General features: G+C 71.9%; 26 protein-coding genes and 1 riboswitch. Of the genes, 11 read left to right on the top strand and 15 right to left on the bottom strand.

From position 1 onward, the window contains the following. The 5 genes from gcvPB to ACE3Q8_RS19965 all read right to left on the bottom strand — a co-directional run. The coding region (gene gcvPB, locus ACE3Q8_RS19985; RefSeq protein ID WP_374472239.1) for an aminomethyl-transferring glycine dehydrogenase subunit GcvPB at positions 1–1,333 on the bottom strand (1,333 nt) is incomplete at its 3' end. Continuing rightward, positions 1,330–2,676: an aminomethyl-transferring glycine dehydrogenase subunit GcvPA gene (gene gcvPA / locus ACE3Q8_RS19980; RefSeq protein ID WP_374472238.1), complete on the bottom strand. Its 1,347-nt coding sequence runs from the start codon at positions 2,674–2,676 to the stop codon at positions 1,330–1,332. The genes gcvPB and gcvPA, both read right to left, overlap by 4 nt. A 35-nt stretch (positions 2,677–2,711) precedes the next feature. Beyond that, positions 2,712–3,077, bottom strand: a complete 366-nt coding sequence (gene gcvH / locus ACE3Q8_RS19975; protein WP_374472237.1) for a glycine cleavage system protein GcvH — start codon at positions 3,075–3,077, stop codon at positions 2,712–2,714. Between the two features lie 15 nt (positions 3,078–3,092). Beyond that, positions 3,093–4,235, bottom strand: a complete 1,143-nt coding sequence (gene gcvT, locus ACE3Q8_RS19970) for a glycine cleavage system aminomethyltransferase GcvT (protein ID WP_374472235.1) — start codon at positions 4,233–4,235, stop codon at positions 3,093–3,095. A gap of 183 nt (positions 4,236–4,418) precedes the next feature. Continuing rightward, positions 4,419–4,508, bottom strand: a riboswitch (glycine riboswitch). A gap of 89 nt (positions 4,509–4,597) precedes the next feature. Then, positions 4,598–5,197, bottom strand: a complete 600-nt coding sequence (locus ACE3Q8_RS19965) for a DUF6151 family protein (RefSeq protein WP_374472233.1) — start codon at positions 5,195–5,197, stop codon at positions 4,598–4,600. A 214-nt stretch (positions 5,198–5,411) separates the two neighbouring features. Here ACE3Q8_RS19965 and ACE3Q8_RS19960 point away from each other — a divergent pair, with 214 nt between their 5' ends. Beyond that, on the top strand, positions 5,412–5,870 hold the full coding sequence (locus ACE3Q8_RS19960; protein WP_374472231.1) for a DUF1579 domain-containing protein: 459 nt from the start codon (positions 5,412–5,414) through the stop codon (positions 5,868–5,870). 189 nt (positions 5,871–6,059) lie between these two features. On the opposite strand, the gene ACE3Q8_RS19955 is transcribed toward ACE3Q8_RS19960, so the two are convergent. Continuing rightward, entirely contained in the window at positions 6,060–6,968 is a 909-nt protein-coding gene (locus ACE3Q8_RS19955) for a LysR substrate-binding domain-containing protein (protein WP_374472230.1), read from the bottom strand. Between the two features lie 233 nt (positions 6,969–7,201). On the opposite strand from ACE3Q8_RS19955, the gene ACE3Q8_RS19950 reads away from it, so the two are divergent. The 3 genes from ACE3Q8_RS19950 to ACE3Q8_RS19940 all read left to right on the top strand — a co-directional run bounded on the left by ACE3Q8_RS19950 (position 7,202) and on the right by ACE3Q8_RS19940 (position 9,287). After that, the gene (locus ACE3Q8_RS19950; protein WP_374472228.1) at positions 7,202–7,705 is read left to right on the top strand and encodes a hypothetical protein; all 504 of its coding nucleotides are present in this window, start codon (positions 7,202–7,204) and stop codon (positions 7,703–7,705) included. A 30-nt stretch (positions 7,706–7,735) separates the two neighbouring features. Continuing rightward, positions 7,736–8,488, top strand: coding sequence for an SDR family NAD(P)-dependent oxidoreductase (locus tag ACE3Q8_RS19945; protein WP_374472226.1), 753 nt, complete (start codon positions 7,736–7,738; stop codon positions 8,486–8,488). A 103-nt stretch (positions 8,489–8,591) separates the two neighbouring features. Next, positions 8,592–9,287, top strand: a complete 696-nt coding sequence (locus ACE3Q8_RS19940; RefSeq protein WP_374472224.1) for a type 1 glutamine amidotransferase domain-containing protein — start codon at positions 8,592–8,594, stop codon at positions 9,285–9,287. A gap of 166 nt (positions 9,288–9,453) precedes the next feature. On the opposite strand, the gene ACE3Q8_RS19935 is transcribed toward ACE3Q8_RS19940, so the two are convergent. Then, entirely contained in the window at positions 9,454–10,482 is a 1,029-nt protein-coding gene (locus ACE3Q8_RS19935) for a calcium-binding protein (RefSeq protein WP_374472222.1), read from the bottom strand. Positions 10,483–10,786: 304 nt separating this feature from the next. On the opposite strand from ACE3Q8_RS19935, the gene ACE3Q8_RS19930 reads away from it, so the two are divergent. Next, positions 10,787–11,065: a hypothetical protein gene (locus tag ACE3Q8_RS19930; RefSeq protein WP_374472220.1), complete on the top strand. Its 279-nt coding sequence runs from the start codon at positions 10,787–10,789 to the stop codon at positions 11,063–11,065. On the opposite strand, the gene ACE3Q8_RS19925 is transcribed toward ACE3Q8_RS19930, so the two are convergent. Further along, the gene (locus ACE3Q8_RS19925) at positions 11,062–11,790 is read right to left on the bottom strand and encodes a DUF6683 family protein (RefSeq protein WP_374472218.1); all 729 of its coding nucleotides are present in this window, start codon (positions 11,788–11,790) and stop codon (positions 11,062–11,064) included. The two genes, ACE3Q8_RS19930 and ACE3Q8_RS19925, sit on opposite strands and share 4 nt — an antisense overlap. A gap of 88 nt (positions 11,791–11,878) precedes the next feature. On the opposite strand from ACE3Q8_RS19925, the gene ACE3Q8_RS19920 reads away from it, so the two are divergent. Beyond that, complete coding sequence (locus tag ACE3Q8_RS19920) at positions 11,879–13,120, top strand: cation:proton antiporter (RefSeq protein ID WP_374472216.1); 1,242 nt, start codon at positions 11,879–11,881, stop codon at positions 13,118–13,120. A 119-nt stretch (positions 13,121–13,239) separates the two neighbouring features. Continuing rightward, positions 13,240–14,199: a TraB/GumN family protein gene (locus tag ACE3Q8_RS19915; RefSeq protein ID WP_374472214.1), complete on the top strand. Its 960-nt coding sequence runs from the start codon at positions 13,240–13,242 to the stop codon at positions 14,197–14,199. Here ACE3Q8_RS19915 and ACE3Q8_RS19910 read toward each other — a convergent pair. Continuing rightward, the gene (locus tag ACE3Q8_RS19910) at positions 14,196–15,497 is read right to left on the bottom strand and encodes a cation:proton antiporter (protein WP_374472212.1); all 1,302 of its coding nucleotides are present in this window, start codon (positions 15,495–15,497) and stop codon (positions 14,196–14,198) included. The genes ACE3Q8_RS19915 and ACE3Q8_RS19910 overlap by 4 nt on opposite strands. 129 nt (positions 15,498–15,626) lie before the next feature. Beyond that, positions 15,627–16,214 (bottom strand): GNAT family N-acetyltransferase, encoded by a 588-nt coding sequence (locus tag ACE3Q8_RS19905; RefSeq protein ID WP_374472210.1) that lies wholly within the window; start codon positions 16,212–16,214, stop codon positions 15,627–15,629. Between the two features lie 161 nt (positions 16,215–16,375). Between ACE3Q8_RS19905 and ACE3Q8_RS19900 the strand changes: the two genes are divergently transcribed. Beyond that, positions 16,376–16,915, top strand: a complete 540-nt coding sequence (locus tag ACE3Q8_RS19900) for an HD domain-containing protein (RefSeq protein ID WP_374472208.1) — start codon at positions 16,376–16,378, stop codon at positions 16,913–16,915. Positions 16,916–16,963: 48 nt separating this feature from the next. Continuing rightward, positions 16,964–17,671, top strand: coding sequence for an SDR family NAD(P)-dependent oxidoreductase (locus ACE3Q8_RS19895; RefSeq protein ID WP_374472207.1), 708 nt, complete (start codon positions 16,964–16,966; stop codon positions 17,669–17,671). Between the two features lie 87 nt (positions 17,672–17,758). Here ACE3Q8_RS19895 and ACE3Q8_RS19890 read toward each other — a convergent pair whose 3' ends face one another. Next, positions 17,759–18,148, bottom strand: coding sequence for a winged helix-turn-helix transcriptional regulator (locus ACE3Q8_RS19890; RefSeq protein ID WP_374472206.1), 390 nt, complete (start codon positions 18,146–18,148; stop codon positions 17,759–17,761). Between the two features lie 82 nt (positions 18,149–18,230). Here ACE3Q8_RS19890 and ACE3Q8_RS19885 point away from each other — a divergent pair, with 82 nt between their 5' ends. Then, positions 18,231–18,962 (top strand): SDR family NAD(P)-dependent oxidoreductase, encoded by a 732-nt coding sequence (locus tag ACE3Q8_RS19885; protein ID WP_374472204.1) that lies wholly within the window; start codon positions 18,231–18,233, stop codon positions 18,960–18,962. Positions 18,963–18,995: 33 nt separating this feature from the next. On the opposite strand, the gene ACE3Q8_RS19880 is transcribed toward ACE3Q8_RS19885, so the two are convergent. From ACE3Q8_RS19880 to ACE3Q8_RS19870, 3 genes are all read right to left on the bottom strand, one after another. Beyond that, the gene (locus ACE3Q8_RS19880) at positions 18,996–19,247 is read right to left on the bottom strand and encodes a hypothetical protein (protein ID WP_374472202.1); all 252 of its coding nucleotides are present in this window, start codon (positions 19,245–19,247) and stop codon (positions 18,996–18,998) included. 173 nt (positions 19,248–19,420) lie between these two features. Beyond that, positions 19,421–21,214, bottom strand: coding sequence for an arginine--tRNA ligase (locus tag ACE3Q8_RS19875; RefSeq protein WP_374472200.1), 1,794 nt, complete (start codon positions 21,212–21,214; stop codon positions 19,421–19,423). Continuing rightward, on the bottom strand, positions 21,211–21,903 hold the full coding sequence (locus tag ACE3Q8_RS19870) for a Tat pathway signal sequence domain protein (RefSeq protein WP_374472198.1): 693 nt from the start codon (positions 21,901–21,903) through the stop codon (positions 21,211–21,213). Before ACE3Q8_RS19870 ends, ACE3Q8_RS19875 begins: the two co-directional genes overlap by 4 nt. Before the next feature lie 125 nt (positions 21,904–22,028). Between ACE3Q8_RS19870 and ispH the strand changes: the two genes are divergently transcribed. Beyond that, on the top strand, positions 22,029–22,982 hold the full coding sequence (ispH, locus tag ACE3Q8_RS19865; protein WP_374472197.1) for a 4-hydroxy-3-methylbut-2-enyl diphosphate reductase: 954 nt from the start codon (positions 22,029–22,031) through the stop codon (positions 22,980–22,982). Here ispH and ACE3Q8_RS19860 read toward each other — a convergent pair. After that, positions 22,954–24,834: a hypothetical protein gene (locus ACE3Q8_RS19860; protein WP_374472195.1), complete on the bottom strand. Its 1,881-nt coding sequence runs from the start codon at positions 24,832–24,834 to the stop codon at positions 22,954–22,956. The two genes, ispH and ACE3Q8_RS19860, sit on opposite strands and share 29 nt — an antisense overlap. Positions 24,835–24,856 lie beyond the last annotated feature (22 nt).

Below are 24,856 nucleotides of genomic sequence, written 5' to 3'. Positions count from 1 at the left end.
GCGGGAAGTACATGGTCATCGGGTGGAAGCCCTCGTCGATCATCGCCTTGGCGAAATCGAGCGTGGTGACGCCGGTGTCCTCGAGCCAAGTGTCGTCGAACAGCGCCTCGTGCATGCAGGGGCCGTCCGGGAAGGCCGGGCTCATCTCCTGCGACAGGCGGGCCTTGAGGTAGTTGGCGTTGAGGACGGCGTCCTCCGCCACCTGCCGCAAGCCATCGGAGCCATGGCTGCGCATGTAGGCGTAGGCGCGCACGAACATGCCCATCTGGCCGTGGAAGGCGCTCATCCGGCCGAACGCCTGGGCCGCCTCGTCCTTAGCTTCCTCGACGAGATGCAGGCCGTCGGGCCCGGAGACCACCCAAGGGGCCGGGGCAAACGCCGCCAGGGCCTCCGAGAGCACCACGGGGCCTGCGCCCGGACCGCCGCCGCCGTGCGGGGTGGAGAAGGTCTTGTGCAGGTTGATGTGCATGGCGTCGACGCCCAGGTCGCCGGGACGGACCCGGCCGACGATGGCGTTGAAGTTGGCGCCGTCGCAGTAGAAGTAGGCTCCCGCCTCGTGCGTGAGGCGGGAGATCTCGAGGATGTCCCGCTCGAAGAGGCCGCAGGTGTTGGGGTTGGTCACCATGATCGCGGCGACGTCGGGGCCGAGCTTGGCGGCGAGGTCGGCGAGGTCGACGCGACCGTCCGTGGTCTGAGCGATTTCGGTGACGGTGTAGCCGACGAAGGCGGCGGTGGCCGGGTTCGTGCCGTGGGCCGAGGTGGGCACCAGGACGCGGCGGCGGTGGCCCTGGCCGGCGGCCTCGTGGGCGGCCTTGATGCAGAGCAGGCCGCAGAGCTCGCCGTGCGCGCCGGCCTTAGGCGACAGCGCCACGGCCGGCATGCCGGTCAGCGTCTTCAGCCAGTGGGCCAGGCGGTCCATGAGCGCCAAGGCGCCCTGGGTCGTGGACTGCGGCTGCAGCGGGTGCAGGTCGGCGAAGCCGGCCAGCCGCGCCATCCGCTCGTTGAGCCGCGGGTTGTGCTTCATGGTGCACGAGCCCAGCGGATAGAGCGCCAGGTCGATGGCGTGGTTCTTCTGCGAGAGGCGCACGTAGTGGCGCACGGCCTCGGGCTCGGAAAGGCCGGCCAGGCCGATCGGCCCGGCGCGGACCAGGTCGCCCAGGTCCGAGGCGTCGTGCTCGGGCTCCGGCAGGTCGACGCCGGTCTTCTCCCAGCCGCCCAGCTCGAACAGCAGGGGCTCGTCCTGCAGCAGGCCGCGGCCGCCGGAGAGGGAGGCGTGGCCGGTCGAGGCGGCGGCGTCGGGGCGGGTGGGGCGGCCCACGTTCAGCATGGTCATCGGGCGATGTTCCGGGAAAGGGCGCCGACCAGCGCCGCGACGTCTTCGGAGGTGGTGGTCTCGGTGGCGGCCAGCAGCAGGACGTCACCCAAGCCGGCGTGCGGGTCGAGGCGCGAGAACGGCACGCCGGCGACCACGCCGTCAGCCAGGCAGGCCTCCACGAGGGCGGCGGCGTCGCCGGGGACCCTCACGGCGATCTCGTTGAAGAACCGCGGGGTCAGGACCTCGACGCCGGCGACGCCCGAGAGCGCGGCCTTCAGCTCGCGGGCCCGGCTGTGGTTCAGGGCGGCAAGCTGCTTCAGCCCCGTCTCGCCCAGCAGGGAGAGGTGGATGGTGAAGGCCAGCGCGCAGAGGCCGGAGTTGGTGCAGATGTTGGAGGTCGCCTTCTCGCGGCGGATGTGCTGCTCGCGGGTGGACAGCGTCAGCACATAGCCGCGGCGGCCCTCCGCATCCACGGTCTCGCCGCACAGCCGGCCCGGCATCTGGCGGACCAGCTTCTCGCGGGCGGCGAAGAGGCCCACGTAGGGGCCGCCGAAGTTCAGGCCGTTGCCGATCGACTGGCCCTCTGCGACCGCGATGTCCGCGCCCATGGCGCCCGGCGACTTCAGCAGGCCGTAGGAGACCGCCTCGGTGGTCACGACGATCAGCAGGGCGCCCTTCGCATGAGCGGCCTCGGCGATCTTCGACACGTCGGTGACCACGCCGAAGACGTTGGGCGTCTGGACCACCACGCAGGCGGTCTCGGCGTCGATCAGGTCGATGACCGCGGCCTCGGCGTCCACGGCGGCCGGCTGGCGCACGATCTCCATGCCCTCGGCGTGGGCGATGGTCTGGGTGGTGGCGGCGTAGTGCGGATGTAGGCCGCCGGAGAGGATCGCCTTCTCGCGCCGGGTGACCCGCTGGGCCATCATCACGGCTTCCGCCGTCGCGGTGGAGCCATCGTACATGGAGGCGTTGGCCACATCGAGCCCGGTGAGCGCCGCCACCTGGGTCTGGAACTCGAACAGGACCTGCAGCGTGCCCTGGGCGATCTCCGGCTGGTAGGGCGTGTAGCTGGTCAGGAACTCCGAGCGCTGGATGATGTGGTCCACGGTGGCCGGCACATGGTGCTTGTAGGCCCCGGCGCCGCAGAAGAACGGCCCCGCGCCGGCCGGGCGGTTCATCGCCGACAGGGCGGAGAGCTCCCGCTCCACCTCCAGCTCGCCCGCATGCAGCGGCAGGTCGAAGAGATCCTTCTTCCGGGCGGCCTCGGGGACGTCGGCGAACAGGGCGTCGACGGTGGGCGCGCCGATGACGCCGAGCATCTCGGCGCGGTCGGACGGGGTCAGCGGGAGATATCGCATCGGCTACTCAGCAGGAGGAGGGCGCTACGCGCCGATCAGAGGGTGTCGAGGTAGGCCTTGTAGGCGGCTTCATCCATGAGGCCGTCGAGCTCGGCGGGGTCGGCGACGCGGACCTTGGCGAACCAGCCGGCGCCGGTGGGCTCGGCGTTGACGGTCTCAGGGGCGCCGGAGAGGGTCTCGTTGGCCTCCACCACCTCGCCGGAGACCGGGGCGTAGACGTCGGAGGCGGCCTTTACGCTCTCGACCACCGCGAAGCCGTCGCCGGCCTTCACGGTCTTGCCCACGTCGGGCGTCTCCACGAACACCACATCGCCGAGCTGTTCGGCGGCGTAGGACGTGATGCCGACGGTGGCCACGTCGCCGTCCAGCGACACCCACTCGTGGTCCTTGGTGAACTTCATGGCGGGCTCTCTCTCCTAGAGTTTGCGGACGTAGCGGTGGGCGACGAAGGGGGTCTTCACCACCTCGGCGGCCTGGGTCTTGCCGCGGACGATGACCTTGAGCTTCGTGCCGGGCTCGGAGTGCAGCGGGGGCACGAAGGCGAGCGCGATCCCCTGGCGCAGCACCGGCGAGAAGCCGCCGGAGGTGACCTTGCCCACCACCTGGCCGTCCTCGTCGGCGATCTCGGCGCCCTCGCGGGCGGGGGCGCCTTCCAGCACCTTAAGGCCGACACGGACCCGGAAGGGGCCCTGGCTGAGCTCACCCGCGATGCGGGCCGCGCCCGGGAAGTCGCGGGCGTCGCGGCGCTTCTTGGACACCGCGAAGCCGAGGTCGGCCTCGATGGGGCTGACCGTCTCGTCGAGGTCGTGGCCGTAGAGCGGCAGGCCGGCCTCGAGGCGCAGGGAATCGCGCGCGCCCAGGCCGATGGGCTTCACCCGCTCGTCGGCGAGGAGCTGGTTCCAGACGCTGACGGCCGCGTGCCCGGGGACGGAGATCTCGAAGCCGTCCTCGCCGGTGTAGCCCGAGCGCGAGACGATCAGGTCGACGCCGAAGCCTTCCAGCAGGCGGGCGTCCATGAACACCATGGCGGCGACCTCGGGCACGTGGCGCTTCAGCACCTCGACCGCGGCCGGGCCCTGCAGGGCGATCAGCGCCCGGTCCTCCAGGCGCTCGATGGTCACCTGGGGGGAGAGCTCGTCGTCGATGACCCGGAAGTCGTTGTCCTTGCAGGCGCCGTTGACCACCACGAAGAGGCCGTCGTCGCCGGAGCCGTCGGGCCGGATCGGCCGCGCGGCCATCAGATCGTCGATGATCCCGCCCTGGCGGTTCAGCAGGACGGAGTAGCGCTGCTTGCCGGGTTTCAGGCCGATGAAGTCGGACGGCGTGATCTCCTCGAAGGCCGACAGCGGCGCGACGCCGCGCAGGCGCGCCTGGCCCATGTGGGAGACGTCGAACAGGCCGGCGTGCTCGCGGGTCCAGAGGTGCTCCTTCAGCACGCCCTCGGCGTACTGCACCGGCATGGAGTAGCCGGCGAAGGGGACCATCTTGGCGCCCAGCGCCACGTGGGCCTCGGAAAGCGGCGTGGTCTTCAGGACCGTTTCGGCGGGGAGGTCGGACAAGGCGAAGGACTCCGGTGACGCGCGTTCGGTCCGCCGGACCCCGTGGCCCGGCATCCCTGCGCCCCCGCTGTCCTTATGGCCTGAGAGATTTCGGGCCCCGGCCTAGCCTTGCCGGCGCCCCCTGCTCCTTCGGCGTCCCGCCTTCGCTCGGGTGAGCGACGGAGGGAACTTTCCAGCGTGCCTTCGCCCCTCGCGGTCCTTTTGCCTGAGCGTTTCCGGGGCGGTTGCGCCTTCGGCTCCGGGGTGAATCCCGGTCTCTCCCGCGAGAGTCGGCCGACGGTGTAGCGGAGGGGCGGGGGGAGTCAACGCGGGAGTGTGGCGCAGGCGGGGGGAGGTGCGGGGATGGGTAAAGCGTGGGCGGCTCAGGCCCGCAGGGCGGCGGCCACGAACCCCGCCCGCTCGTCCGGCGAGAGCACCCGCGGCGCGGCCACCGGCCGGCCGGTCGCCGCATCGAAGAAGGGCGTGCGCCGGTAGCTGCCGTCCAGCCGCGCCTTGAGGCTGCGGGCCGCGACCCGCAGCAGGACGCCCACGAACGGCGTCTGCGGCGGCTTCGGCTCGCCCCGGGCGGTCTTCACGAAGCCGAACAGGCGCGCGGGCCCGAAGGCGGCGTCGAGCGCCGGGGCCCCGCCCAGCACCGGCGCCTGCAGGGCGGCGAAGGCCATCTTCGGCGACGCGCCCGTGTTGGCCACCGGGGTGTCGCAGCAGGCCGCATACCAGCGCACCGGCCCCCGCCCGCTCAGGCGGACCGAGGCCAGCCGCTCGGCGCCCGACGCGATGTGGATGGCGCTGGGCGAGGTCAGCAGCGCGTTCGAGCCGCCGCGCGCGTCCAGGTCCTCGGGGTGGCCGAGCACGTGGGCGTAGGCCTGGCAGTCGGCGCAGTAGCAGGTGATCCGCTCGTGCGGCTGGGCGGTGTCGACGGTTCCGCTCAGGGCGCCGCAGCGGCAGCCCAGGGGGTGCAGCATCGGCGCCTCGCGGGGGTGATCACGCCTGTGGGGAGGATGGGGCCGGGCCGGCGGCGGTGTCAACGAAGGGGGAGGGGGCGGGACCACGGACCTCACGGACCGAACGGAAGACACGGAGGGGGCGGTGGGCGGCGGCCCTGGGGGAAGGTTGCTGACAGACCCTGGCAGCAGGCCTCGGCTAGGTCGGTGTCCGACGGGCGGACGGAGACGGGCGATGGGCGATTTCGGGTTCCAGACGGGCGAGTGGCGGGTGCGCCACCGCAAGCTGAAGGCGCGCCTGGCGGGCTGCGAGGACTGGGTGGAGTTCGAAGGGACCTGCCGGGCCTTCGAGGTGATGGGCGGCGAGGCGAACGTGGAGGACAACGTCCTCGACGACCCCGCCGGCGCCTATCGCGCGGCCGCCTTCCGCCGGCGCGATCCGGAGACCGGGGTGTGGTCGATCTGGTGGGCGGACGGACGCGCCGGCGGGCTCGACACGCCGGTGCGGGGCGGTTTCGTGGACGGGGTGGGGACCTTCCTCGCCCGCGACACCCTCGACGGCCGGCCCATCCTCGTGCGGTTCGTCTGGTCGGAGATCACGGCGACCACGGCCCGCTGGGAGCAGGCGTTCTCGGCGGACGAGGGGGCGACGTGGGAGGTGAACTGGGTGATGGCGTTCGAGCGGGTGGGGTAGGGCGCGGGCTTGCGCCACCTGTCGCCGCGCTTCGATCGCTTGGGGGGCTCCTCCTCCCGCTCGCCGCTAAACCTCACGCACACCTCATGGTCACACGGCGCGTGTCCGCTCAGCCACGTACTGCGGCGGAAGGGAAGTCGTCCCTTTTCGATGACGTCCGCGCCGGCGCCCGCGGAGCTCGTCGCAACCTCAGGCGTCACGGCCGAGGGCGTTCGCCCGCGCGGCGACGATCTGGTCGAGGTTCTCGAGGAAAAACCTAAGGATGGGCGACGGATTGTCGGCCCGGTACCCTGCCGCGATCTCGATGACCGGCGCATTGCCGGAGAGCGGCCGGCTGACGACCGAGCGGGGCAGAAGCGGCTCCACGTAGGCCGGCAATAGGGTCACGCCGCCCGTCGACGCCACCAGCGATATGCCCGTGGCGATGCCGTCGAGAAGTTGCGTGGGCCTCATGGGCACGCCCCGATCGCGCAGATAGCGATCCACGATGCCGCGCAGCACGTGCGGGGTGTCCGTGTAGCCGATGAAGGAGGCCGGATCGATCTCGCGCACGTCGATGGCCGAGCGGGCGGCCAGGGGGTGGTCCGCGGGCAGAATCACCAGGATCGGCTCGTGCGCGATGACCTTGTAGGAGACGTCGGGCTGTGGCTCGAGCCGGCAAAATCCCAGGTCGATCTCGCCCCGCTGGACCGCTTCGCCAATATCCGGCGAGAAGTCGCTCGAAACGCGGAAGTCGATGTCCTTGAGCTGGCTTCGCAGCACGTTGGTGACGTGTGGAAGCCATATGACTTCCTGGCCCGTCAGAAAGCCCACGGAGAAGCTGGGCTTCGGAGGCCTGACCGCGCGCCGCGCCGCTGCAACCGCTTCGCCAGCTTCCCGCAACGCGAGCCGGGCGTGCTCCAGGAAGGCGCGTCCGGCGGCGGTGAGCTCGACGCCGCGAGGGCCGCGGATGAAGAGCTGGGCGCCGACCTCGAGCTCGAGATCCCGGAGCTGGCGGCTGAGAGACGGCTGGGCGGTATGCAGCCGCCGCTCGGCGGCGACGGTGAGGCTGCCCTCCTCCGCGACGGCCACGAAGTATCTGAGGTGGCGAAGCTCCATGCGACCCATGCCTTCCAGGTATGGTCGACCCATAAACGAAGTCGTTCTTCAGACGAAGCGACCTTGTTATCACCCTGAGGCCGACGTCGAGACGTCTGCCGTCCGGGCATGGCTCGGGTGAGTACCTTACTGCTCACGGCGGTTGCCCGCCTGCCCCCTTCCACCTCCCCGATGCGGCCCCCGGGCCGGATCGGTCAGCCGCCGGCTTCCCCGCCGGCGGAGGGAGACCTCGCATGCCTGAAGACCCGTTCGCTTCGCTCAGCTTCATCGCCGGTCCGGCGATCCTGACCAACGCGAGCGCCATCCTGCAGAACGGCGCCACGACCCGCTACAACCTGGCCATCCTGCAGTGGCGCGAATTCCGCGCCGCGTTGGCCGCCGGCGACGGTGGGGTGGCCCGGCAGTACGTCGCTCCGGCAGCCGCGGTCGCCCTCGCGAGGCGGCGCATCCGACTGCAGCTCTTCGGCCTGAGCCTGCTTAACGCCGCGGTGGCGCTGTTCGCCGCCACGACGGTCCTCGGGCTGGCCGGCGCCCTCCTGGTCCAGGCGCGCGGCGCGCCGGCGCCGGCCGTAGGCCTGGTGCTGACCATCTCGGGCAGCTCGGGGCTCGTCGCCCTGCTCGCCGCGACCGTCTTCTTCTTCCTCGAAAGCAACTGCGGCGGGGCGCTGCTCCGCCTGCACCGCGAGTTCGGCGCCCCCGCCGACGCTCAAACGGCCGACCCGAGCCGGCCGGCTTGACCTCACCCCAAAGTTCACAGGAGCCCCATCATGAGCACCATTTCCATCGTCACCGGCGGCAGCCGTGGCCTCGGCCGCAACACCGCCCTAAGCATCGCGCGCCACGGCGGCGACGTGATCCTGACCTACCGCAGCCAGGCCGAGGAGGCGCGGCGTGTCGTCGCCGAGATCGAGGCGATGGGCCGGCGCGCCGCCGCAATCTCGCTCGACACCGGCGACACTTCGGGCTTCCCCGCCTTCGCCGACCAGGTGCGCGCCACCCTCGGAGCCTGGAGCCGGAACACCTTCGACCATCTGGTGAACAATGCCGGCCATGGGGAGATGGCGGGCTTCGCCGAGACGGCCGAGGCGCAGTTCGACCAACTGTTCGACGTGCACGTGAAGGGCGTGTTCTTCCTGACGCAGGCCCTGCTGCCGCTCCTGGCCGACGGCGGGCGGATCGTGAACTTCTCATCCGGCCTGACCCGGGTGTCTTATCCCGGCTTCGCCGCCTATTCGGCCGCCAAGGGGGCGGTGGAGATCCTCACGCTCTACATGGCCAAGGAACTCGGCGCCCGCGGCATCACCGCCAACGCCATCGCCCCAGGGGCGATCGAGACGGACTTCCTCGGCGGGGCGGTGCGCGACACCCCTGCCTACAACGAGGCTTTCGCCGCGATGATCGCGCTCGGACGCGTCGGCGTCCCCGACGACATCGGGCCGGCGGTGGCGAGCCTGCTCGGTCCCGACAACCGCTGGATCACCGCCCAGCGGATCGAGGTCTCGGGCGGCCAGAACATCTGACCCATGAACGAAGGGGGCCATCGCCCCGACCGGCCGCCGAACCGCCGCAGGCGGCGGCCGGACAATCCCTGCCTGCGGCCCCCACCCGAAGGAGACCAAACCCATGCCCCGCGTGCTCACCGTGCTGTCCGCCGCCGACAAATGGACCCGCACTGATGGCTCGACATACGACACCGGCATCTGGGCCGAGGAGTTCATCGTGATGGACGAAGCCCTGATCGCCGCCGGCTTCGATGTCGATCTCGCCACACCGGGCGGCGTCCCGCCGACCATCGACGCGCTGAGCCTGCAGCCGAAGATCGTCGGCGAGGAGACCGCCGCCCGTTATCGCGACTATCTCGCGCGGAACGCAAAGCGCCTGCAGAACCCGCTCGTGCTCGCAGGTGTCGACGCTGACGCCTACGACGCCATCGTCATCCCCGGGGGGCACGGGCCCGTAGAGGATCTCTACAAGGATCCAGACATGGGCCGGGTGCTGGTCCAGGCCGACCGAGCCTCGAAGTTCATCGCCGCGGTCTGTCACGGGCCCGCCGGCCTGCTGGCGGCCAGGGACGAGGACGGCGGCTGGCCCTTCGCCGGACGACGGATGACCGCCCTGACCGACGAGGAGGAGATCGAGTTCGGGACCGCCGAAAAGGCGCCCTGGCTGCTGGCCGACACCCTTCGCAAGCACGGCGCCGTTTTCCTGCAAGGGCCGAACTGGGCCTCCTTCGTGGTGCAAGACCGGAATCTGCTGACCGGGCAGAATCCGGCATCGACCGCCGCCCTTGCAGATGCCGTGGTCAGCGCCCTGCAATGAGCGCGTGCTCTCCAGCCGGCGCTATCGTCGGCTGGAGAGCCGCGGAGTCGGGGGCGCCCGGAAGTCAGCCATGCGCCAGCAGCAGGGCGCTCTCCTCAGTCCTCTCCCGCTCGGCTGCGCCGGGGGAGAGGCGGGGAAGGGGCCGCGGCGCGGCGCGTCTTGGGCTTCAGGCCACCACGAACCAGCCCGTGCCGGTGAGGGTGGAGGCCTGGACGCCCACGAGGGTGACCTGGTCGCCGGCGCCCCAGGCGACGACGGTGTCGGCCCCCACCTGGGTGACGGTGTAGTTGGGCTGGCCGCCTTCCCAGCGGATCCGGTCTCCCTGGGCCAGGCTGAAGTCGGTGATGCGGTCCTGGCCGGCGCCGGCGAACAGGTTGAACAGGTCCGCGCCGGCGCCGCCGGTGAGGGTGTCGTTGTCGCGGTCGCCGCTCATCCAGTCGTTGCCGGCGCCGCCGTTCAGGATGTCGGCCTGCTGGCCGCCGCGGACCCAGTCGTCGCCGGCGTCGCCGTTGAGGGTGTCGGCGCCGAGGTTGCCGTAGACCACGTCGAAGCCGTCGCCGCCGAACTGCAGGTCGTTGTCCTGGCCGCCGACCACCCAGTCGTCGCCGGCCCCGCCGGAGACGGTGTCGTTGCCCATGTTGCCGTGGACGTCGTCGAAGTCGGCGCCGCCGGTCAGGTTGTCGTCGCCCTCGTTGCCGCGCAGGTAGTTCTGGCCGCCGGTGTCGCGGATCACGTCGGCGCCGAGGCCGCCGGAGACGGTGTCCTGGCCCGCGCCGCCCTCGAGGGTGTCGTCGCCGGCCCCGCCCACGAGGCTGTCGTTCCCCGCATGGCCGGACAGCCGGTCGGTGAAGGCCGAGCCGGTCATGGTGTCGGCGCCCGCGAAGATGGTGGAGACCGCCGTGGCGTTGTCGTCGTTGGCGACCCAGATCAGGAAGGACGAGACCGAGACGTTGGCGCCGCTCACCTCGAAGACGAGCTGGCCGTTGTAGGTCTGCTTCCAGCCGGTGAGCACGCCGCCGGCCAGCTGGCCGAAGGCGTTGTACTGGAACTGGCCGTAGAACTCGTCGAGCCAGCCCTCGAAGCGCAGGGCGGCGTAGGTCGCCGTGGCCTCGCCGGCCTGGACGCCTTCGGCCAGCATGCCGATCTCGGGATCATTGACGTCGATGCCGGCGTTGCCGGCGACCACGATGGCCATGGGCGTTCCTCTCTGTGCGGCGCTACTCGTCGCGGCGCCGGCAGGCGGACGCACGGAAGCTGTTGAACTTCAGACCCTTGCCGGGCGTGAACTGCCGGCGAGTTCAACCGGAGGCGGTGGCCATGGTCAAGCTGTCCGTCAGACGGCGGAGGATCGGTCTGCGGGCCGACGACCGGGCGGGCCGGGGCGTGCAGGCGCCGTGGAGATCTGGCGGGGAAGCCGAGGTCTTCGGCGTCCGGGGCTGTCGCGCGGGGGCGGGGCGGGGCAGGGTCGTCCGGGAGCCGCCGGACGGAGACCCCACGCGATGACCCCCGCCACCTTCCGCGCCCCATGGCGCCTGCCGCTCTGGGCCCTGATCGCCGCGGCGCTGGTCGCGCCGGCGGTGGCCATGCGGTTCACCGACGAGATGGCCTGGACGGCCGGCGATTTCCTGGCGGCCGGCGGGCTGCTGGTGGGCGCGGGCCTGGCCTGGGAGCTGGCGGCCTGGCGGCTGCGGCGGCCCCTGCACCGCATGATCGCGGCCGCCGTGATCGCCGCGGCGGTGCTGGGCGTCTGGGCCGAGGGCGCGGTGGGGATCTTCTAGCCGGACCGGGCCGGGACGAAGCCGGCGTCGGTGAGGGTGAAGGCGTCCAGGTCGAGGCCGAAGCCCCGGGCGCTGCGGCGCGCCGCGTCGCCGATCTGGCGGAGCTGGGCGGGGTCGGCCTTGGCCTGTTCGGCGGCGCTGCCGATCAGGACGGCCTGCAGCAGCAGGGCCTCGGCCATGGCCTGCTTGCCGGCGTCGTCGCCGCCGGCGAGGCCGGGCGTCGCCAGCATGGCGCGCTCGGACTGGGCCTTCACCGCCTTGACGCTGGCCTGGGTGGGATCGCCGGTGACGCCGTGGGCGGCGTGCCAGACGTTGATCCACCAGACGGTATAGGCGTCGGCGAGGTTGTCGCTGCGCAGGCCGAAGCGGCCGAGCTCGGCCTCCAGCTTGGGCATGAACGTGGGGTCGCGCAGGACGGCCTCGAGCTCGCGTCGGCTCTTGGCGTCGCCGCGCCAGCCGGCCAGGAAGCGGTCGAGGTTGGCGCGACGCCGCTCGGGCGAGGGCGTGTAGCGCAGCCCCGCGGAATTGGCCGCCGGCGCTGGTTGTGGAAGTAGGTCCCGAGCTGGTCCGTGCCGGTGACCGAGGGGATGATGATGCTCCAGCCCCAGCCGTCCTGGGCCGCCGCCGGCAGCGCGCCCATCCAGATCGCCGCGGCGATCGCCAGCACCCGTCCCATGTGCGCGCTCCTTCGCAAGGTGAGCCTCGGGCGCAGGCTGGGGCGGCATTGTGACGGATGATGGGCCGGCCGCGCGGCGCGGACTGAACCCGGACCGGGTTCGCGCGTAACCGCTCCGCACCGGAGCCTGCGCGCCCTTGTACGAACTCTCCAGCTATCACGTCCTGCTCGCCGCGCTCGGCGTGGCGATCATCCTGGCCTACTGGCTGCCGCGGTTCTTCTCGGGGCGGGAGCCGGCCGCCTCGGCGCTGCTGATCGGACTGGGCTGGCTGATCTTCGGCTGGATCCCCGGCATGCCCGAGGCGCTGAGCCCGATCTCGGCGCCGAAGCCGTGGGAGATCCTGAGCGAGCTGTGCGTGATCGTCGGCCTGTTCGGCGTCGGCCTGCGGATCGACCGGCTGTTCAGCCTGAAGCAGTGGGGCCCGACCATCGGCCTGCTGGCGGTGGGCATGCCGCTGACCATCCTGGGCGTGGCGGCGCTGGGCTGGCAGCTCGCCGGGATGACGCTGGCCGGCGCCCTGCTGCTGGGATCGGTGCTGGCCCCTACCGACCCGGTGCTGGCCGGCGACGTGCAGGTGGGGCGGCCGACCGAGGGCGGCGAGCACCCGGTGCGCTTCACGCTCACCACCGAGGCCGGGCTGAACGACGGCCTGGCCTTCCCCTTCGTGCACCTGAGCCTGGCGGTCGCGGCGGCGGCGACGCTGACGCCGGACCTGTTCGGGACCTGGGCGGCGCGCGACCTGGCCTACCGGGTGGTGGTGGGGGCGGCCTGCGGGGTCGCCATCGGCTGGCTGCTGGGCAAGGTGCTGTTCGAGATCCCGCGCGAGAACGCCCTGGCCGAGACCGAGGCCGGGGTGTTCGCGCTTGCCGGGGTGTTCGTGGCCTATGGCGTAACGGAGCTGGCCGAGGGCTACGGCTTCATCGCCGCCTTCGTCGCCGGGGTGACGCTCCGGCGCTCGGAATCCGACCATGCCTTCCACGTGCGGCTGCACGACTTCTCCGAGACGATCGAGCACGCGCTGACCGCCATCCTGCTGATCGGCCTGGGCGCGGCCATGCCCGAGCTGCTGAGCCGGCTGGACCTGACCGGGGCGCTGATCGGCCTGGCGCTGATCCTGGTGATCCGGCCGGCGGCGGGGCTGCTGTCGGTGGCCGGCTCGCCGCTCCGGGGCCGCGAGCGGCTGGTGGTGGCGTTCTACGGGGTGCGGGGCGTGGGCTCGATCTACTACCTGAGCTACGCCGGCAGCCACATGGAGCTGACCAACGAGGCGCAGCTCTGGGCCATCGCGGCCTTCACCATCCTGGTCTCCACCGTGCTGCACGGCTTCTCCGCGGCGCTGGCGGTGGAGCGGGCCACCGGCGAGACCCAGGCCGGCTGAGCCGATTTGCCCCAGGGGCGCGACAGGATGCGTGGGCGCGCAGGGGCCCCGTCCATGGTCAAGCTTTCGCCCTGATTGGCGGCGACCAAGGGCGTCCGCAGAACGAACAGGGGTCTCCCATGCGTCTCCTCCTCGCCATGCTGGCAGCCGCCTCGGCGCTGGCGGTGGCGATCCCGCTGTCGGCCCGGGCCCAGGCGCTGGCCGACCCGGAGGCGAACCTGGTGGCCGAGCTGGTGGTCCAGGCGGTGGAGCCCGGACCGGCCTGGTGGCGGGTGCGCGACGGCGACACCACGGTCTATGTGCTGGGCCTGGCGGACGACGACCTGCCGGCGGACCTCGCCTGGGACCGGCGGTTCCTGGAGCGGCGGCTGGACGGCGCGAACCTGCTGATCGTCGGCAATCGCATCAGCCTGAAGGGCGGGCTGCGCGACATCCCCACCCTGCTGAAGGCCCGCAGCCAGCTGCGCACCAAGACACCACTGGAGGAGACCCTGCCGACGGAGCTGCGGACTCGGTTCGTCGCCGCGCGCGAACGGATCGGCCGGCCGGCCAAGCGCTACGCCGGCTGGCAGCCGCTGATGGCCGGCGAGATGCTGGTGGAAGACACCCGCGGCGCGACCGACGAGACGGGCTCGCTGGCGCGGGAGGTGGAGAAGCTGGCGAGGCGCGGAAAGGTGCGCACGGTGGTCCCGGCCACCTACGACGCCGTGCCGTTCATCCGCCAGGCGCTGGGCGGGATCACCCCGGCGGTCCACCGGCAGTGCCTGGAGGGCGCGCTGGCCGACGCCGAGGCGCCGCGGGCGCGCTGGCGCGGGGCGCTGGAGGGCTGGGCGCGGGGCGACGTGGCGCAGGCGCTGAGCGAGCCGCGCAGCTTCGACAAGTGCCTGCTGCTGCTGGGCGGCGGCGCGGAGCTGTGGGACCGGGCGGTGCGCGACCAGGCCTCGGCCATCGAGGGGGCGCTGGCCACGCCCGGCCATGCGGTGGCGCTGGTGAGCCTGCGGCCCTGGCTGGCGCAGAGCGGCATCGCCGCCCAGCTCCGCGCGCGCGGCCTGCAGGTGAGCGGGCCGGGCGAGCCCTAGGCCGGTCCGGCCGCGGGGGCGGGGGCGGGCTCGACGTCGTCGAGGGCCCCCAGCTCGCCGCGCGCCCGGGCGCGGGCGCCGTAGACCAGCTCGAACAGCGGCGAGGCCATCAGCGTCGTCACCACCGCCATCAGCACCAGGATGGAGAACAGGGCCGGCCCGATCAGGCCGCGCTGCAGGCCGATGTTGATGATGATCAGCTCCATCAGGCCGCGGGCGTTCATCAGGGCGCCGATGGCCATGGCGGTGGGATTGGACTGACCGGTGAGCCGGGCCGCGGCCCAGCAAGCGCCGCCCTTGGCCAGGATGGAGGCCGCCAGCACCCCGGCCGCCAGCAGGAACAGCGACGGCTCGGCGATCAGGGTGAGCTGGGTGTTCAGGCCCGAGAAGGTGAAGAAGACCGGCAGCAGCAGGACCACGGTCAACGGCTCGAGCCTGGCCTTCAGCTCGCGGGCCAGCACGCCGCGCGGCATGGCGGCGCCCAGCAGGAAGCCGCCGAACACCGCGTGCATCCCCGCCCAGTCCATGGCGAAGGCCGAGGCCAGGAACAGCATCAGCACGGTGGCGAGGACGCCGTGGCTCAGGGTCCCCTCGCGCTCCGCCTGACGCCCGAGCGGCGCCAGCAGCCGCGGACCGAAGCCCAGCACCAGGACGGCGAACCCGACGGCGCAGACCACCGCCTTGACCGCCACGCCGGGGCCGTCGCCGAAGGTGGCGAGGACCACGGCCAGCACCGTCCAGGCGCCGGCGTCGTCGATGGCTCCGGCCGAGAGCGACAGCGACCCCAGGGGCGACTTCGAGAGGCCGCGCTCGTGGATGATGCGCGCCAGCATCGGGAAGGCGGTGATGGAGATGCAGGCCCCGAGGAACAGGCTGGCCTGCACCGTGTCGAGCTTCGGCGAGAACAGCCCCGGCGTCCGCATCAGCCAGGGCGCCAGCACGAGCGCGATCAGGAAGGGCGCGGCCATGCCCGAGAGCGACACCGCCGCGGCGCTGCGGGCGTTGGCCCGGAAGTGCGAGCGGTCGAAGCCGAGGCCGACCAGGAACATGTAGAGGCCGACGCCGAGCTGGGAGAGGACGTAGAGCACGCCCCTGGCCTCGGCGGGGAAGAGGGTGGCCTGGGCCTGCGGGAAGAGGAGGCCCAGCAGGGAGGGCCCCAGCAGGACGCCGGCGATCATCTCGCCCACCACCTGCGGCTGGCCGAGGAAGCGCTTGCCGATCCAGCCGACGACGCGGGCCGCCGCGACGATGGCGGCAAGCGCCAGGAACAGCACCACGCTGAGCTCGGCCGGCGTCATCGGATCGCCCCTCCCAAGGCGTTTTCCCCGGACTGTGACCGCTAACAATCTGCTGGTCAAACGCCGTTTTGCCAGCGCTGTCATTTTGCGGGTGGGGCGCGGCAGGGCGCCCGGGAGCTTGGCGCGCGCCTAGACCCGCGGCCGCCGCACCATGGGGTGGAGGCCGGGGAAATCTCCGGGCTGGACGAAGCCCATGACCTCGAAGCCCCAGCGCTCGTACAGCGGCACGTTCTTCGGATTGGAGCTCTCGAGGTAGGCGATGACCCCGTCCTCGTCGCAGCGCCGCAGGGAGTCCCGCAGGATGGCCGACCCGTAGCCGCGCCCCTGACGGGCGGGATCGACGCCGATCATGGCGAGGTACCAGTGCGGCTCCTGCGGATGGTAGCGGGCCATCGTCTCGCCCAGCTCGCCCAGCACCGGCAGCTTCTCCGGGCGCGCCAGTTCGGCCACCACCGCCAGCATGGCCTCGCGGTCGGAGGTCACGCCGGGGGGCAGCCAGAGCGCGGCCGCGGCCGCCTCCTCGGCGAGCCAGGCCGTCCCCTGATCCAGAGCCGCTCCGCCCATGCCCCCGGCGAAGGCCCGGAACCCCTCGAGCAGCTTTCCCGGCGTGTCCAGCACGTAGCGCAGACAGGGATCGCCGCTGAAGGCCAGCATCAGGGTGTCGAGGACCGTGTCCCGCTCCGACGCCTGCGCCACCCGCACGCCGTAGCCGCTCATTCCGACCTCCCGCGCCCTCTCGTCGGCCCAGTTGAGCAGGCCCGGCGCGGGCTGCCTAGGGCGGTGCCGGCGGGGAGGCCGCGATCCGATCGGGACCTGGGCGTGGACCCGGGCCCCGATCTCCACGTAGTCTGCCGCCAAAGACCGACAGGGAGAGTTCGATGTTCGTCGACATGCGCGAGGGGACCCAGGAGCACTGGAAGGTGATCGGCGCCGAGCACAAGGCGCACCAGCGGTCCGCCGCCCCCATGCAGATCATGGACACCCTGCGTCGGCTGGAGCCCCTGCAGCTCGGCTTCGCCGCCAACCAGTTGACCCACAGCCTGATGGCCGGGACGCTGGCCCGCCGCGACGGCGCCAGCGACGAGGAGGTGGTCGCCGCGCTGTGCCACGACATCGGCAAGGTGCTGTCGATCCCCAACCACGGGCCGATCGCCGCCGAGATGCTCAAGCCCTATGTGCGGGAGGACATCTACCAGGCGATCTACTGGCACCAGGACTTCCAGGGCGCCTACTACTACGAGTTCGTGGGCAAGCCCGGCGACCTGCGGGAGAATTTCCGCGAGCAGCCCTGGTTCGCGTTCGCCGAGAAACTGGTCGACCGCTGGGACGCCCCGGCGTTCGATCCCGACTTCGCCGTCGACCCCCTGGAGTCCTTCGAGGATCAGGTGGTGAGGGTGTTCTCCAGCCCGAAGCGGTGAGGCTGGGAGCTCCGGCGGGGCGGCCGCCGAGCCATGGGGAGACCCGACTTGACCCGTGACGCATCATCGGCGGCCCCCGGCTCGATCGTCATCATCGGCGCATCGCGCGGCCTCGGCCATGCCATGGCGGCCGAGTTCGCGAACCGGGGATGGCGGGTCGTGGGCACGGTCCGAGGCGCCGAGACGCCCCTGCATGCCCTTGCCGCCGAACGGGCCGGCCTCGTCGAGGTCGAGACCCTCGACCTGACGGACCCCGACCAGATCCGGAGCCTGCGCGATCGGCTCGCCGGCCGGTCGTTCGATCTGGTCTTCATCAATGCGGGGATCGTCAACCGCCGGCCCGCCGACACCATGGCCGAGGTGGCCACCGCGGACTTCGTCGAGGTCATGGCGACCAACGTCCTGGGCGTCATGCGGGCCGTGGAGGCGCTCGGCTCCCTGGCCCGGCCCGGCGGCGTCGTCGGCGTAATGTCCTCCGGGCAGGGCAGCATCGCCAACAACGCCAACGGGACGAACGACGTCTACAGGGCCAGCAAGGCGGCGCTGAACCAGGCGATGGCCAGCTACGCCGGCCGCCACGCCGACCGTGCGGCGATCCTCATGGCGCCCGGGTGGATCCGCACCGATCTGGGCGGCGCCAAGGCGCCGGTCGGCGCCGACGAGGCCATGCCGCAGATCGTCGACGTCCTGGTGGCGCAACAGGACGCCCCCGGCCTGCGCTACCTCGACCGCTTCGGGAACACCGTGCCCTGGTGACGGCAGGACGCCACGTGGAAGGCTCGCGCCCTTGAGGGCCACGAGCGGAGGCGCAACCCCGGCCGGCGCGCGAGAGGTCTCCGGTCCCTAGTCCTGCCGCGCCCGGTCGTAGGCCGAGGAGGCGGCCGAGATGGCGCCCCCGTGCTCCAGCGCCCAGGCGCAGAGCGCTTCGAAGGGCTGGCGCAGGGAATGCCCCAGAGGCGTGATCGCGTACTCCACCCCGATGGGCGCGGTCGGCAGGACGGTCCGGGTCACGAGGCCGTTGCGCTCCAGGCGCTTCAGCGCGTCGGCCAGGGCCTTGTGGGTGACGCCGTTCAGCCGGCGCTTGATCTCGTTGAAGCGCGCGGGCTCAGGACACAGGACGGTCAGGATCAGGATCGTCCACTTGTCGGCGATCTTGTCGAGCACCGGACGCACCACCTCCATGTTGGACAGCGCGCGGGCCGACAGGGTCGCGAGATCGGTATCGTCAGGCATATCTAGGCTACTCAAAGTGCGTTCTTGATAGCAGATATACCCGGTATATCTGGAAAGCCATCGTTGAAACGAGGACCCTGCGATGGCTCGAATGTCGAACAAGGTGGCTTTGGTGGTGGGCGGCGCGAAGGGCATCGGCCTGGCCATCGCCGAGCGGCTGGCGGCGGAGGGCGCAAGCGTCTTCCTGACCGGACGCAAGGCCGAGGAGACCGAAGCGGCGGCAAGGGAGGTGGGGCGAGGCGCGACCGGCCTGGTGGCCGACGCGAGCGTGGCGGAGGACCTCGCCGCGGCGGTCGAGGCGGTGCGCGAAGCCCACGGGCGGATCGACGCCCTGGTCCTGAACGCCGGCATCTCCGAACCGGCTTCGGTCGCGGAGGAGACAGCGGAGCATTTCGACCGCCACTTCGCCGTCAATGTCCGCAGCCAGGTGCTCGGGCTGCAGGCCGCCCTGCCGATCATGGGGGACGGCGGCTCGGTCGTGCTGATCGGGTCGGTCGCCGGATCCATGGGGATCCCGGAGCGCGGCGCCTACAGCGCCACCAAGGCGGCCGTGCGGTCGTACGCCCGGACCTGGACGGCGGAGCTGGCGCCGCGGGGCGTCCGCGTGAACGTGGTGAGCCCCGGTCCGACCGACACGGCGATGATGGCCGCCACGTCGGAGGCGTTCCGCGCGGCGATCATCGAGACCATCCCGCTCAAGCGCATGGCCCGCCCGAGCGAAGTCGCCGCCGCGGCCGCCTTCCTGCTGAGCGACGACGCCAGCTACGTCGCGGGCGTCGAACTGCACGTGGACGGCGGGGCGGCGCAGGTCTGACCGCTGGCGCGTTGCGGGCGGCCCCGTAAGCCGTCACCCGGCCTGCGGGCGCCCGCTCTCTTCGCGCTCGCCATCGTGGGCCAGCTCGGGGTGCCGCGCGATCATCGCGATGCGATCTGCGGCGAGCTTCTCCCAATGTTCCGCCATCTGGAGGAGCTGAGCTCGCTGCTGATCCGAGGGCATAGCCGCGGCGAGCGCACGGCACTCGGCCGCGTGCTCTCGATACTCTGACGCCTTCTTCATGTGTGTGGTGAACGCGCAATGGCCTGCGGGCGCAATGCTCATGGCCGCCGAAGATGCGGCGGGCGTGCGCTTAGGGCCCCGTGTGCGATCAGCGAGCCACATACCACGTTATGCGAGTCGAAGGGCGCGCCTTCGCGGCGGCGGAGTTGCAGGCCTGCGCAGGTCCGCACCCTCGCACCCGCTGTCCGCTAGGGCCGCGACCCAGCCGTTGGGCGCTACATGCGGTCGGGGACGGCGATCCCGAGGACGTCGAGGGCCTGTTCGAGCTGGCGGAGCGTCGCCTTGGCCAGGGTGAGGCGGCTGGCGCGGACCGGGGGCTCGGCGACCAGGATCGGGCAGGCGGCGTAGAACTTCGAGAAGGCCTGGGCGAGGCGGTAGGCGTGCTCGGCCACGGCGTTCGGCGCGTAGCGATCGTACGCCTCCGCCAGCGCGGCGTCGAAGGCGTCCAGGGTGAGCACGAGGTCGCGCTCGGCCGGCTCGGCGACCGTCACCGGCCCGGCCTCGGCGCCTTCCGCCTCGGCCTTGCGCAGCAGGCTCTTCACACGGACGGCCTGGTAGAGGAGGTAGGGGCCGGTCTTGCCCTCGAAGCTGGTGAAGCGGTCGAGGTCGAAGACGTAGGAGGTGCCGCGGAAGTTCTGCAGGTCGGCGAACTTGAGCGCGGCCACCGCCACCTTGCCGGCGATCTCCTCGAACTCCTCGGCCGGCAGGTCCTCGCCGAGGCCGGCCTCGTGCAGGCGCTCGCGGGCCTTGGTCCGGGTCATCTCGATGAGGTCGTTGAGCTTCAGGACGCCGCCCTCGCGGGTCTTGAAGGGCTTGCCGTCGGCGCCGTTCATGGTGCCGAAGCCGATGTGCTGAAGCTGGCCCTCGCGGGCGTAGCCGGCGAGGTAGGCGGCGCGGAAGACGATCTCGAAGTGGTCGGCCTGGCGCTGGTCCACGCAGTAGATGACCAGCTCCGGAACGAAGGTCTGCTTGCGGTCGAGGATGGTGGCGAGGTCGGTGGTCCCGTACATCGCCGAGCCCTCGGAGGAGACCACGAGGAGGGGGGGCAACTCGCGCTTGTCGCCCTCGCGGGCGACGCGGACGATGCGGGCGCCCTGGTCCTCGACCAGCAGGCCCTTCTCGTCGAGCTCGCGCACCATGGGCTCGATCAGGTGGTCGACGTCGCTCTCGCCCTTCCAGAGGTCGAAGTCGACGCCGAGCGCGTGGAAGTCGCGCTCCAGGGCCACTTGGGTGACCTTGGCGAAGCGGCGCCACAGCAGGTAGGCGCCGGGCTTCTTGGCCTGCAGCTCGGCGGTGAGCTTGCGGGCGCGGTCGCGGTAGGCGGGGTCTTCCTTCCCCTTGGCGGCGGCCTGGGGATAGAGGCGGTCGAGGTCGGAGAGCTCGATGGCCTGGAAAGCCTCGGGCTCGAGCTGCTGCCAGTCGGCCGGCAGGTCGTCGGCGGCGTTGAGCCGCGCGACCTCGGCGGCGATGGCCGGGTTCTCATCGGTGACGGCGCCGATCAGCAGGCCCATCTGGTAGCCCCAGTCGCCGAAGTGGGCGTCGCCCACCACCACGTCGCCGCGGAAGCGGTAGAGGCGCTTGAGGCTCTCGCCGATGATCGAGGAGCGCAGGTGGCCCACGTGCATGGGCTTGGCGACGTTCGGGCCGCCGTAGTCCACCAGGACGCGCCGCGGGACCGGGACCAGCTCGCCCCCGGCGCGCGGGTCGGCGGCGATCTCGTCGGCGCGGGCGGCGAGGGCGGCGTCGGCCACCTTCATGTTGATGAAGCCGGGGCCCGCGATGTCCACGGAGGCGAGCCGCGGGTCGGCCTTCAGCGCCTCGGCCACGGCGGCGGCGATCTCGCGCGGGTTCCGCCCCGCCTTCTTGGCGGCGGCGAGCGCGCCGTTGGACTGGAAGTCGGCGAGGTCGGGGCGGTCGGAGGCGGTCACCCGCGCCAGGTCGCCGGGCAGGTCGAGGCCTTCGAAGGCGGCCTGGACCGCTTCGCCAAGTCCCGTTCTGAGGTCGGTCATTGCGGTTGCGGGTTGGATCCGGCGGCGGCGGTCTGGGCGCCCGCGTTCAGGCGGAAGCGCTTGCCGTCACGGTTGAAGGCGGCCATCTCCGGCGTCACCTCGAAACCGATCAGCACCTCGAAGTTGGAGCCGGAGGTGGTCATGGTCGCCCGGGGGATCTCGATGCCGTGGATCTTCTCGGTCACCTGGACGCGGTCCTTGCCGGACGGGAAGGTCACCGGCAGGTCAAAGGTCTGCTTGGCGAGGACGGAGCGGTTCCGGTCCGTCACCGCCACCCAGTAGCGGTAGGTCTTGCGGCTGTCCGAGGCCTGCGGGCCGCGGCCGAGCTCGAACAGCACGTCCATGGCGAGCTTGATCGGCTCGTCGTCCTTGTACTGGCAGCCGGCCGAGATGCCCTGGATCTCGCCGGTGTAGGCGACGGCGGCCGAGGCCTCGCGGCCGTCCTTGAACTCCGCGTAGCGGGCGGCGTCGTAGAGCGTCTTCACGAACGGGCAGGGGCCGGCGTTGCGCAGCGCGGGCAGGGGCGACTGGTTGTTGCCCCACTCGGAATCGCGCTTGCGCTTCTTGGCCGCCTCGTCGCGCTGCTGCTGCTCCTGATCCTGGCCGCGGCGGTTCTGCGCCTCGGCGGCGAGCGGGACGGCGGTGGCGGCCGCGGCGACGGCGGCGGCGACGAGGAACAGGCGGCGCATTTTCGTGAGGCGTCCAGAATCCAGCGGGCGCGGCGGTCCGCGCGGTCGAGGCCTAGTTACAGCCTCAGGATTGCGGCGGCAACGCGGCTGGCGGGCCGGCCCGCGAGCGCTTACCTTCCGCGGCCATGAACGCCGTCGTCCCCAAGCCCGCCCTGACCGTGCTGCTCGCCGCCCCGCGGGGGTTCTGCGCCGGCGTCGACCGGGCGATCCAGATCGTCGAGCGGGCGATCGAGAAGTACGGGGCGCCGGTCTATGTGCGCCACGAGATCGTCCACAACCGCCATGTGGTCGACCGCCTGCGGGAGCTGGGCGCCGTCTTCGTGGAGGAGGTGTCAGAGGCCCCGGCGGACCGGCCGATCATCTTCTCGGCGCACGGCGTGCCGAAGTCGGCCCCGGCCGAGGCGCAGGCGCGGCGGATGCTGTACCTCGACGCCACCTGCCCGCTGGTCTCGAAGGTGCACGTCGAGGCCCAGCGGCACCATGACGCGGGCCGCGAGATCGTGCTGATCGGCCACGCCGGCCACCCGGAGGTGGTGGGCACCATGGGCCAGCTCCCGGACGGCGCCGTGCGGCTGATCGAGACGGTGGAGGACGCCCAGGTGTTCGAGCCCATCGATCCGGCCAACGTCGCCTTCGTCACCCAGACGACGCTCTCCGTGGACGACACGGCCGAGATCGTGGCGGCGCTGAAGGCGCGGTTCCCGGACATCGCCGCGCCGCACAAGGAAGACATCTGCTACGCCACCACCAATCGCCAGGAGGCGGTGAAGGCGATCGCCGGGCAGGCGGACGTGCTGCTGGTGCTGGGCAGCCGCAACTCCTCGAACTCGGTGCGCCTGGCCGAGGTCGGCCGCCGGGCCGGCAAGGCGGCCTACCTGATCGACGACGCCTCGGGCCTGGAGCTCGGCTGGCTGGACGGCGCGCGCACCCTGGGCGTGACCGCCGGCGCCAGCGCGCCCGAGGTGCTGGTCCAGGGCCTGATCGACCGCCTGGCCGAGGCCTTCGACGTCACCGTGCAGGAGGTGGAAGCCGCCCGCGAGACGGTGACCTTCAAGCTTCCACGGGTGCTGGCCGGCTGACGGGAGGCGGCGCAGGGGCGTCGGCCGGCGGCGTCTCCGACCTGGGCGGCGCCAGTTCCACGAGCTTGCGGTCCGCGGCGTCGGCGTCCCCCAGCAGGCAGAGGGCCGCGCGGAGGGCGAGCACGTGCTCGGCCGGGGCGCCATCGGCGGCGGTGTAGAAGCACCAGTAGGCGTTGTGGGCGAACTCCGGCATGCGCGGCTCCCGCCGCACGGCGACGTCCTGCGGCCCCCAGCCGAAGCGGCCCTCCTTCACGGCGCCGGCCACCGGTCCGCCGATGATGTCGCCCCGGATCAGGCCTTCGGTCTCGAAGAAGATGTTGGTCCAGCAGGTCGCCGCGAAGGCAGCGGCGTGGTGGACCCGGCCCTTGTAGGTGAACCCTTCCCGGGGAAGCATGGACGGCGGGCACTCGGCGTGGCGGCGGGTGCGGAACTGAGCCTCGAAATCCTCGCCGCCGCCGGCCATGAGCAGCTTGCCGTAGGTCAGGGGGCTGCCGATCGTGACGAAGTCGCTGATCAGCCATGGCGGCCGCGGCGGCGGCGGCCGCGGCTCGCGCTTCTCGATCCGGTTGAGGGTGCGGAGGGTCCTGCGCAGGAGATGGCCGACGGAGGCGTACTCCGCCGTCAGCCACTCGACGTCCTGCGGATTGAGCGCGCGGTCCGGAGCCTTGAGCACGGCGTGATAGTCCCGCACGGCGGCGCGGTAGGCGAGCCTCGCCTCGGTCAGCGCCTTGCGCCCGGAGGCGGCCGCGGCGTGGGCGGCGGCCTCGTTGAGCGCGAGCGCCTTCTGCTCGACGCGGGCCCGCTCGGCTGCGGTCTGGCCGTGGTCGAGCAGGCGGTAGATGTTGCCCCAGTACTGGTTGATCACGTTGTAGGCGACGATCGAGCCCAGGCTGTGGGCCACGAAGATGATGCGGTCGTATTGCCGCTCGGAATGGTGCAGGGCCTCCAGGAGCTCCATGCCGCGCCGGCGGATCCGGTCGCGCGCCGGGATGTTCTCGGGCGTGGCGCTGAGCATCCGCGCCGAATCCGCCATCACCGGCACCAGGAAGGAGCTGTAGAGCCGCGCGAACTGGACGCCGGAGAGCGCGACGAGCGCCATGAGCAGGGCGGCGAGGGCGCTATGGGTCCAGGCGGTCGCCTCGGCCCACGACAGCGGCCCGTCGACGAGCCAGTCCAGCAAGTGCTCCTGCTTGTAGGTCAGGGCGCCCGCCGCGAGGCCCAGCAGCAGGGAGGCTAATGTCAGCCCGAGCCCGCCCGTGAAGGCGGCGAGCCGTCGGCTGGGCGCCGCGAGCATCCAGACCTGAGCTGCGAGCGCCCCCGTCAGGAGGAGGGCGTAGAGGTTGCCCCAGGTGAATGGCTCGCGGGTCACGAGCCGCGCCGCGGTGACCGCGCCGAAGACCAGGCCGAACAGGCCGGCGAGCAGGCCGATGGTCATGGCGATGCGGCGCAGCGGCTCCAGAGCCTCGGGCGTGTCGGGCTTGCGCTTCATCAGGCCGACGAACCAGCGCCAGAGCTGGATGAAGCGGTTCCCGGTCATCAGGTCGGCCCAGTAGAACTGGTAGAAGTCGACCTGCAGGGGCGGCCGACCCGCGCCGCGCCGGAGGACGCCGGTGACCAGCCGGCGCTGTTCGGACATGTCCGCGTCGTAGACCGGCACGCTCCAGACCTGCGATCGGAAGCCCGCGTGGGGATCGTCGGCCACGGCCTTCGACCAGACCGTCTCGGCCAGCTCGGTTACGTCCTGCATGGGGACCTGCTCGCCCTGCCCGTGAGCGAAGACGACAGCGACGCGCTCGATCGCCGCTTCCGTGGCGGCCCGCCGCCCGCGGGTCTCGTATTGGTCATCGGCCATGACAGCTCCCCCGACCAAGGGA

The organism is Phenylobacterium sp., from assembly GCF_041913825.1.
Lineage (GTDB): Bacteria > Pseudomonadota > Alphaproteobacteria > Caulobacterales > Caulobacteraceae > Phenylobacterium.
This window is presented reverse-complemented; position numbering and strand designations above follow the sequence as displayed.

What these genes read in the sequence shown, in the direction of transcription:
- gcvPA (WP_374472238.1), bottom strand. Translation starts at nt 2,676, where the DNA reads ATGCGATATCTCCCGCTGACCCCGTCCGACCGCGCCGAGATGCTCGGC.
- gcvH (WP_374472237.1), bottom strand. Translation starts at nt 3,077, where the DNA reads ATGAAGTTCACCAAGGACCACGAGTGGGTGTCGCTGGACGGCGACGTG.
- ACE3Q8_RS19965 (WP_374472233.1), bottom strand. Translation starts at nt 5,197, where the DNA reads ATGCTGCACCCCCTGGGCTGCCGCTGCGGCGCCCTGAGCGGAACCGTC.
- ACE3Q8_RS19960 (WP_374472231.1), top strand. Translation starts at nt 5,412, where the DNA reads ATGGGCGATTTCGGGTTCCAGACGGGCGAGTGGCGGGTGCGCCACCGC.
- ACE3Q8_RS19955 (WP_374472230.1), bottom strand. Translation starts at nt 6,968, where the DNA reads ATGGAGCTTCGCCACCTCAGATACTTCGTGGCCGTCGCGGAGGAGGGC.
- ACE3Q8_RS19950 (WP_374472228.1), top strand. Translation starts at nt 7,202, where the DNA reads ATGCCTGAAGACCCGTTCGCTTCGCTCAGCTTCATCGCCGGTCCGGCG.
- ACE3Q8_RS19945 (WP_374472226.1), top strand. Translation starts at nt 7,736, where the DNA reads ATGAGCACCATTTCCATCGTCACCGGCGGCAGCCGTGGCCTCGGCCGC.
- ACE3Q8_RS19940 (WP_374472224.1), top strand. Translation starts at nt 8,592, where the DNA reads ATGCCCCGCGTGCTCACCGTGCTGTCCGCCGCCGACAAATGGACCCGC.
- ACE3Q8_RS19935 (WP_374472222.1), bottom strand. Translation starts at nt 10,482, where the DNA reads ATGGCCATCGTGGTCGCCGGCAACGCCGGCATCGACGTCAATGATCCC.
- ACE3Q8_RS19930 (WP_374472220.1), top strand. Translation starts at nt 10,787, where the DNA reads ATGACCCCCGCCACCTTCCGCGCCCCATGGCGCCTGCCGCTCTGGGCC.
- ACE3Q8_RS19925 (WP_374472218.1), bottom strand. Translation starts at nt 11,790, where the DNA reads ATGCCGCCCCAGCCTGCGCCCGAGGCTCACCTTGCGAAGGAGCGCGCA.
- ACE3Q8_RS19915 (WP_374472214.1), top strand. Translation starts at nt 13,240, where the DNA reads ATGCGTCTCCTCCTCGCCATGCTGGCAGCCGCCTCGGCGCTGGCGGTG.
- ACE3Q8_RS19910 (WP_374472212.1), bottom strand. Translation starts at nt 15,497, where the DNA reads ATGACGCCGGCCGAGCTCAGCGTGGTGCTGTTCCTGGCGCTTGCCGCC.
- ACE3Q8_RS19905 (WP_374472210.1), bottom strand. Translation starts at nt 16,214, where the DNA reads ATGAGCGGCTACGGCGTGCGGGTGGCGCAGGCGTCGGAGCGGGACACG.
- ACE3Q8_RS19900 (WP_374472208.1), top strand. Translation starts at nt 16,376, where the DNA reads ATGTTCGTCGACATGCGCGAGGGGACCCAGGAGCACTGGAAGGTGATC.
- ACE3Q8_RS19890 (WP_374472206.1), bottom strand. Translation starts at nt 18,148, where the DNA reads ATGCCTGACGATACCGATCTCGCGACCCTGTCGGCCCGCGCGCTGTCC.
- ACE3Q8_RS19885 (WP_374472204.1), top strand. Translation starts at nt 18,231, where the DNA reads ATGGCTCGAATGTCGAACAAGGTGGCTTTGGTGGTGGGCGGCGCGAAG.
- ACE3Q8_RS19880 (WP_374472202.1), bottom strand. Translation starts at nt 19,247, where the DNA reads ATGAGCATTGCGCCCGCAGGCCATTGCGCGTTCACCACACACATGAAG.
- ACE3Q8_RS19875 (WP_374472200.1), bottom strand. Translation starts at nt 21,214, where the DNA reads ATGACCGACCTCAGAACGGGACTTGGCGAAGCGGTCCAGGCCGCCTTC.
- ACE3Q8_RS19870 (WP_374472198.1), bottom strand. Translation starts at nt 21,903, where the DNA reads ATGCGCCGCCTGTTCCTCGTCGCCGCCGCCGTCGCCGCGGCCGCCACC.
- ispH (WP_374472197.1), top strand. Translation starts at nt 22,029, where the DNA reads ATGAACGCCGTCGTCCCCAAGCCCGCCCTGACCGTGCTGCTCGCCGCC.
- ACE3Q8_RS19860 (WP_374472195.1), bottom strand. Translation starts at nt 24,834, where the DNA reads ATGGCCGATGACCAATACGAGACCCGCGGGCGGCGGGCCGCCACGGAA.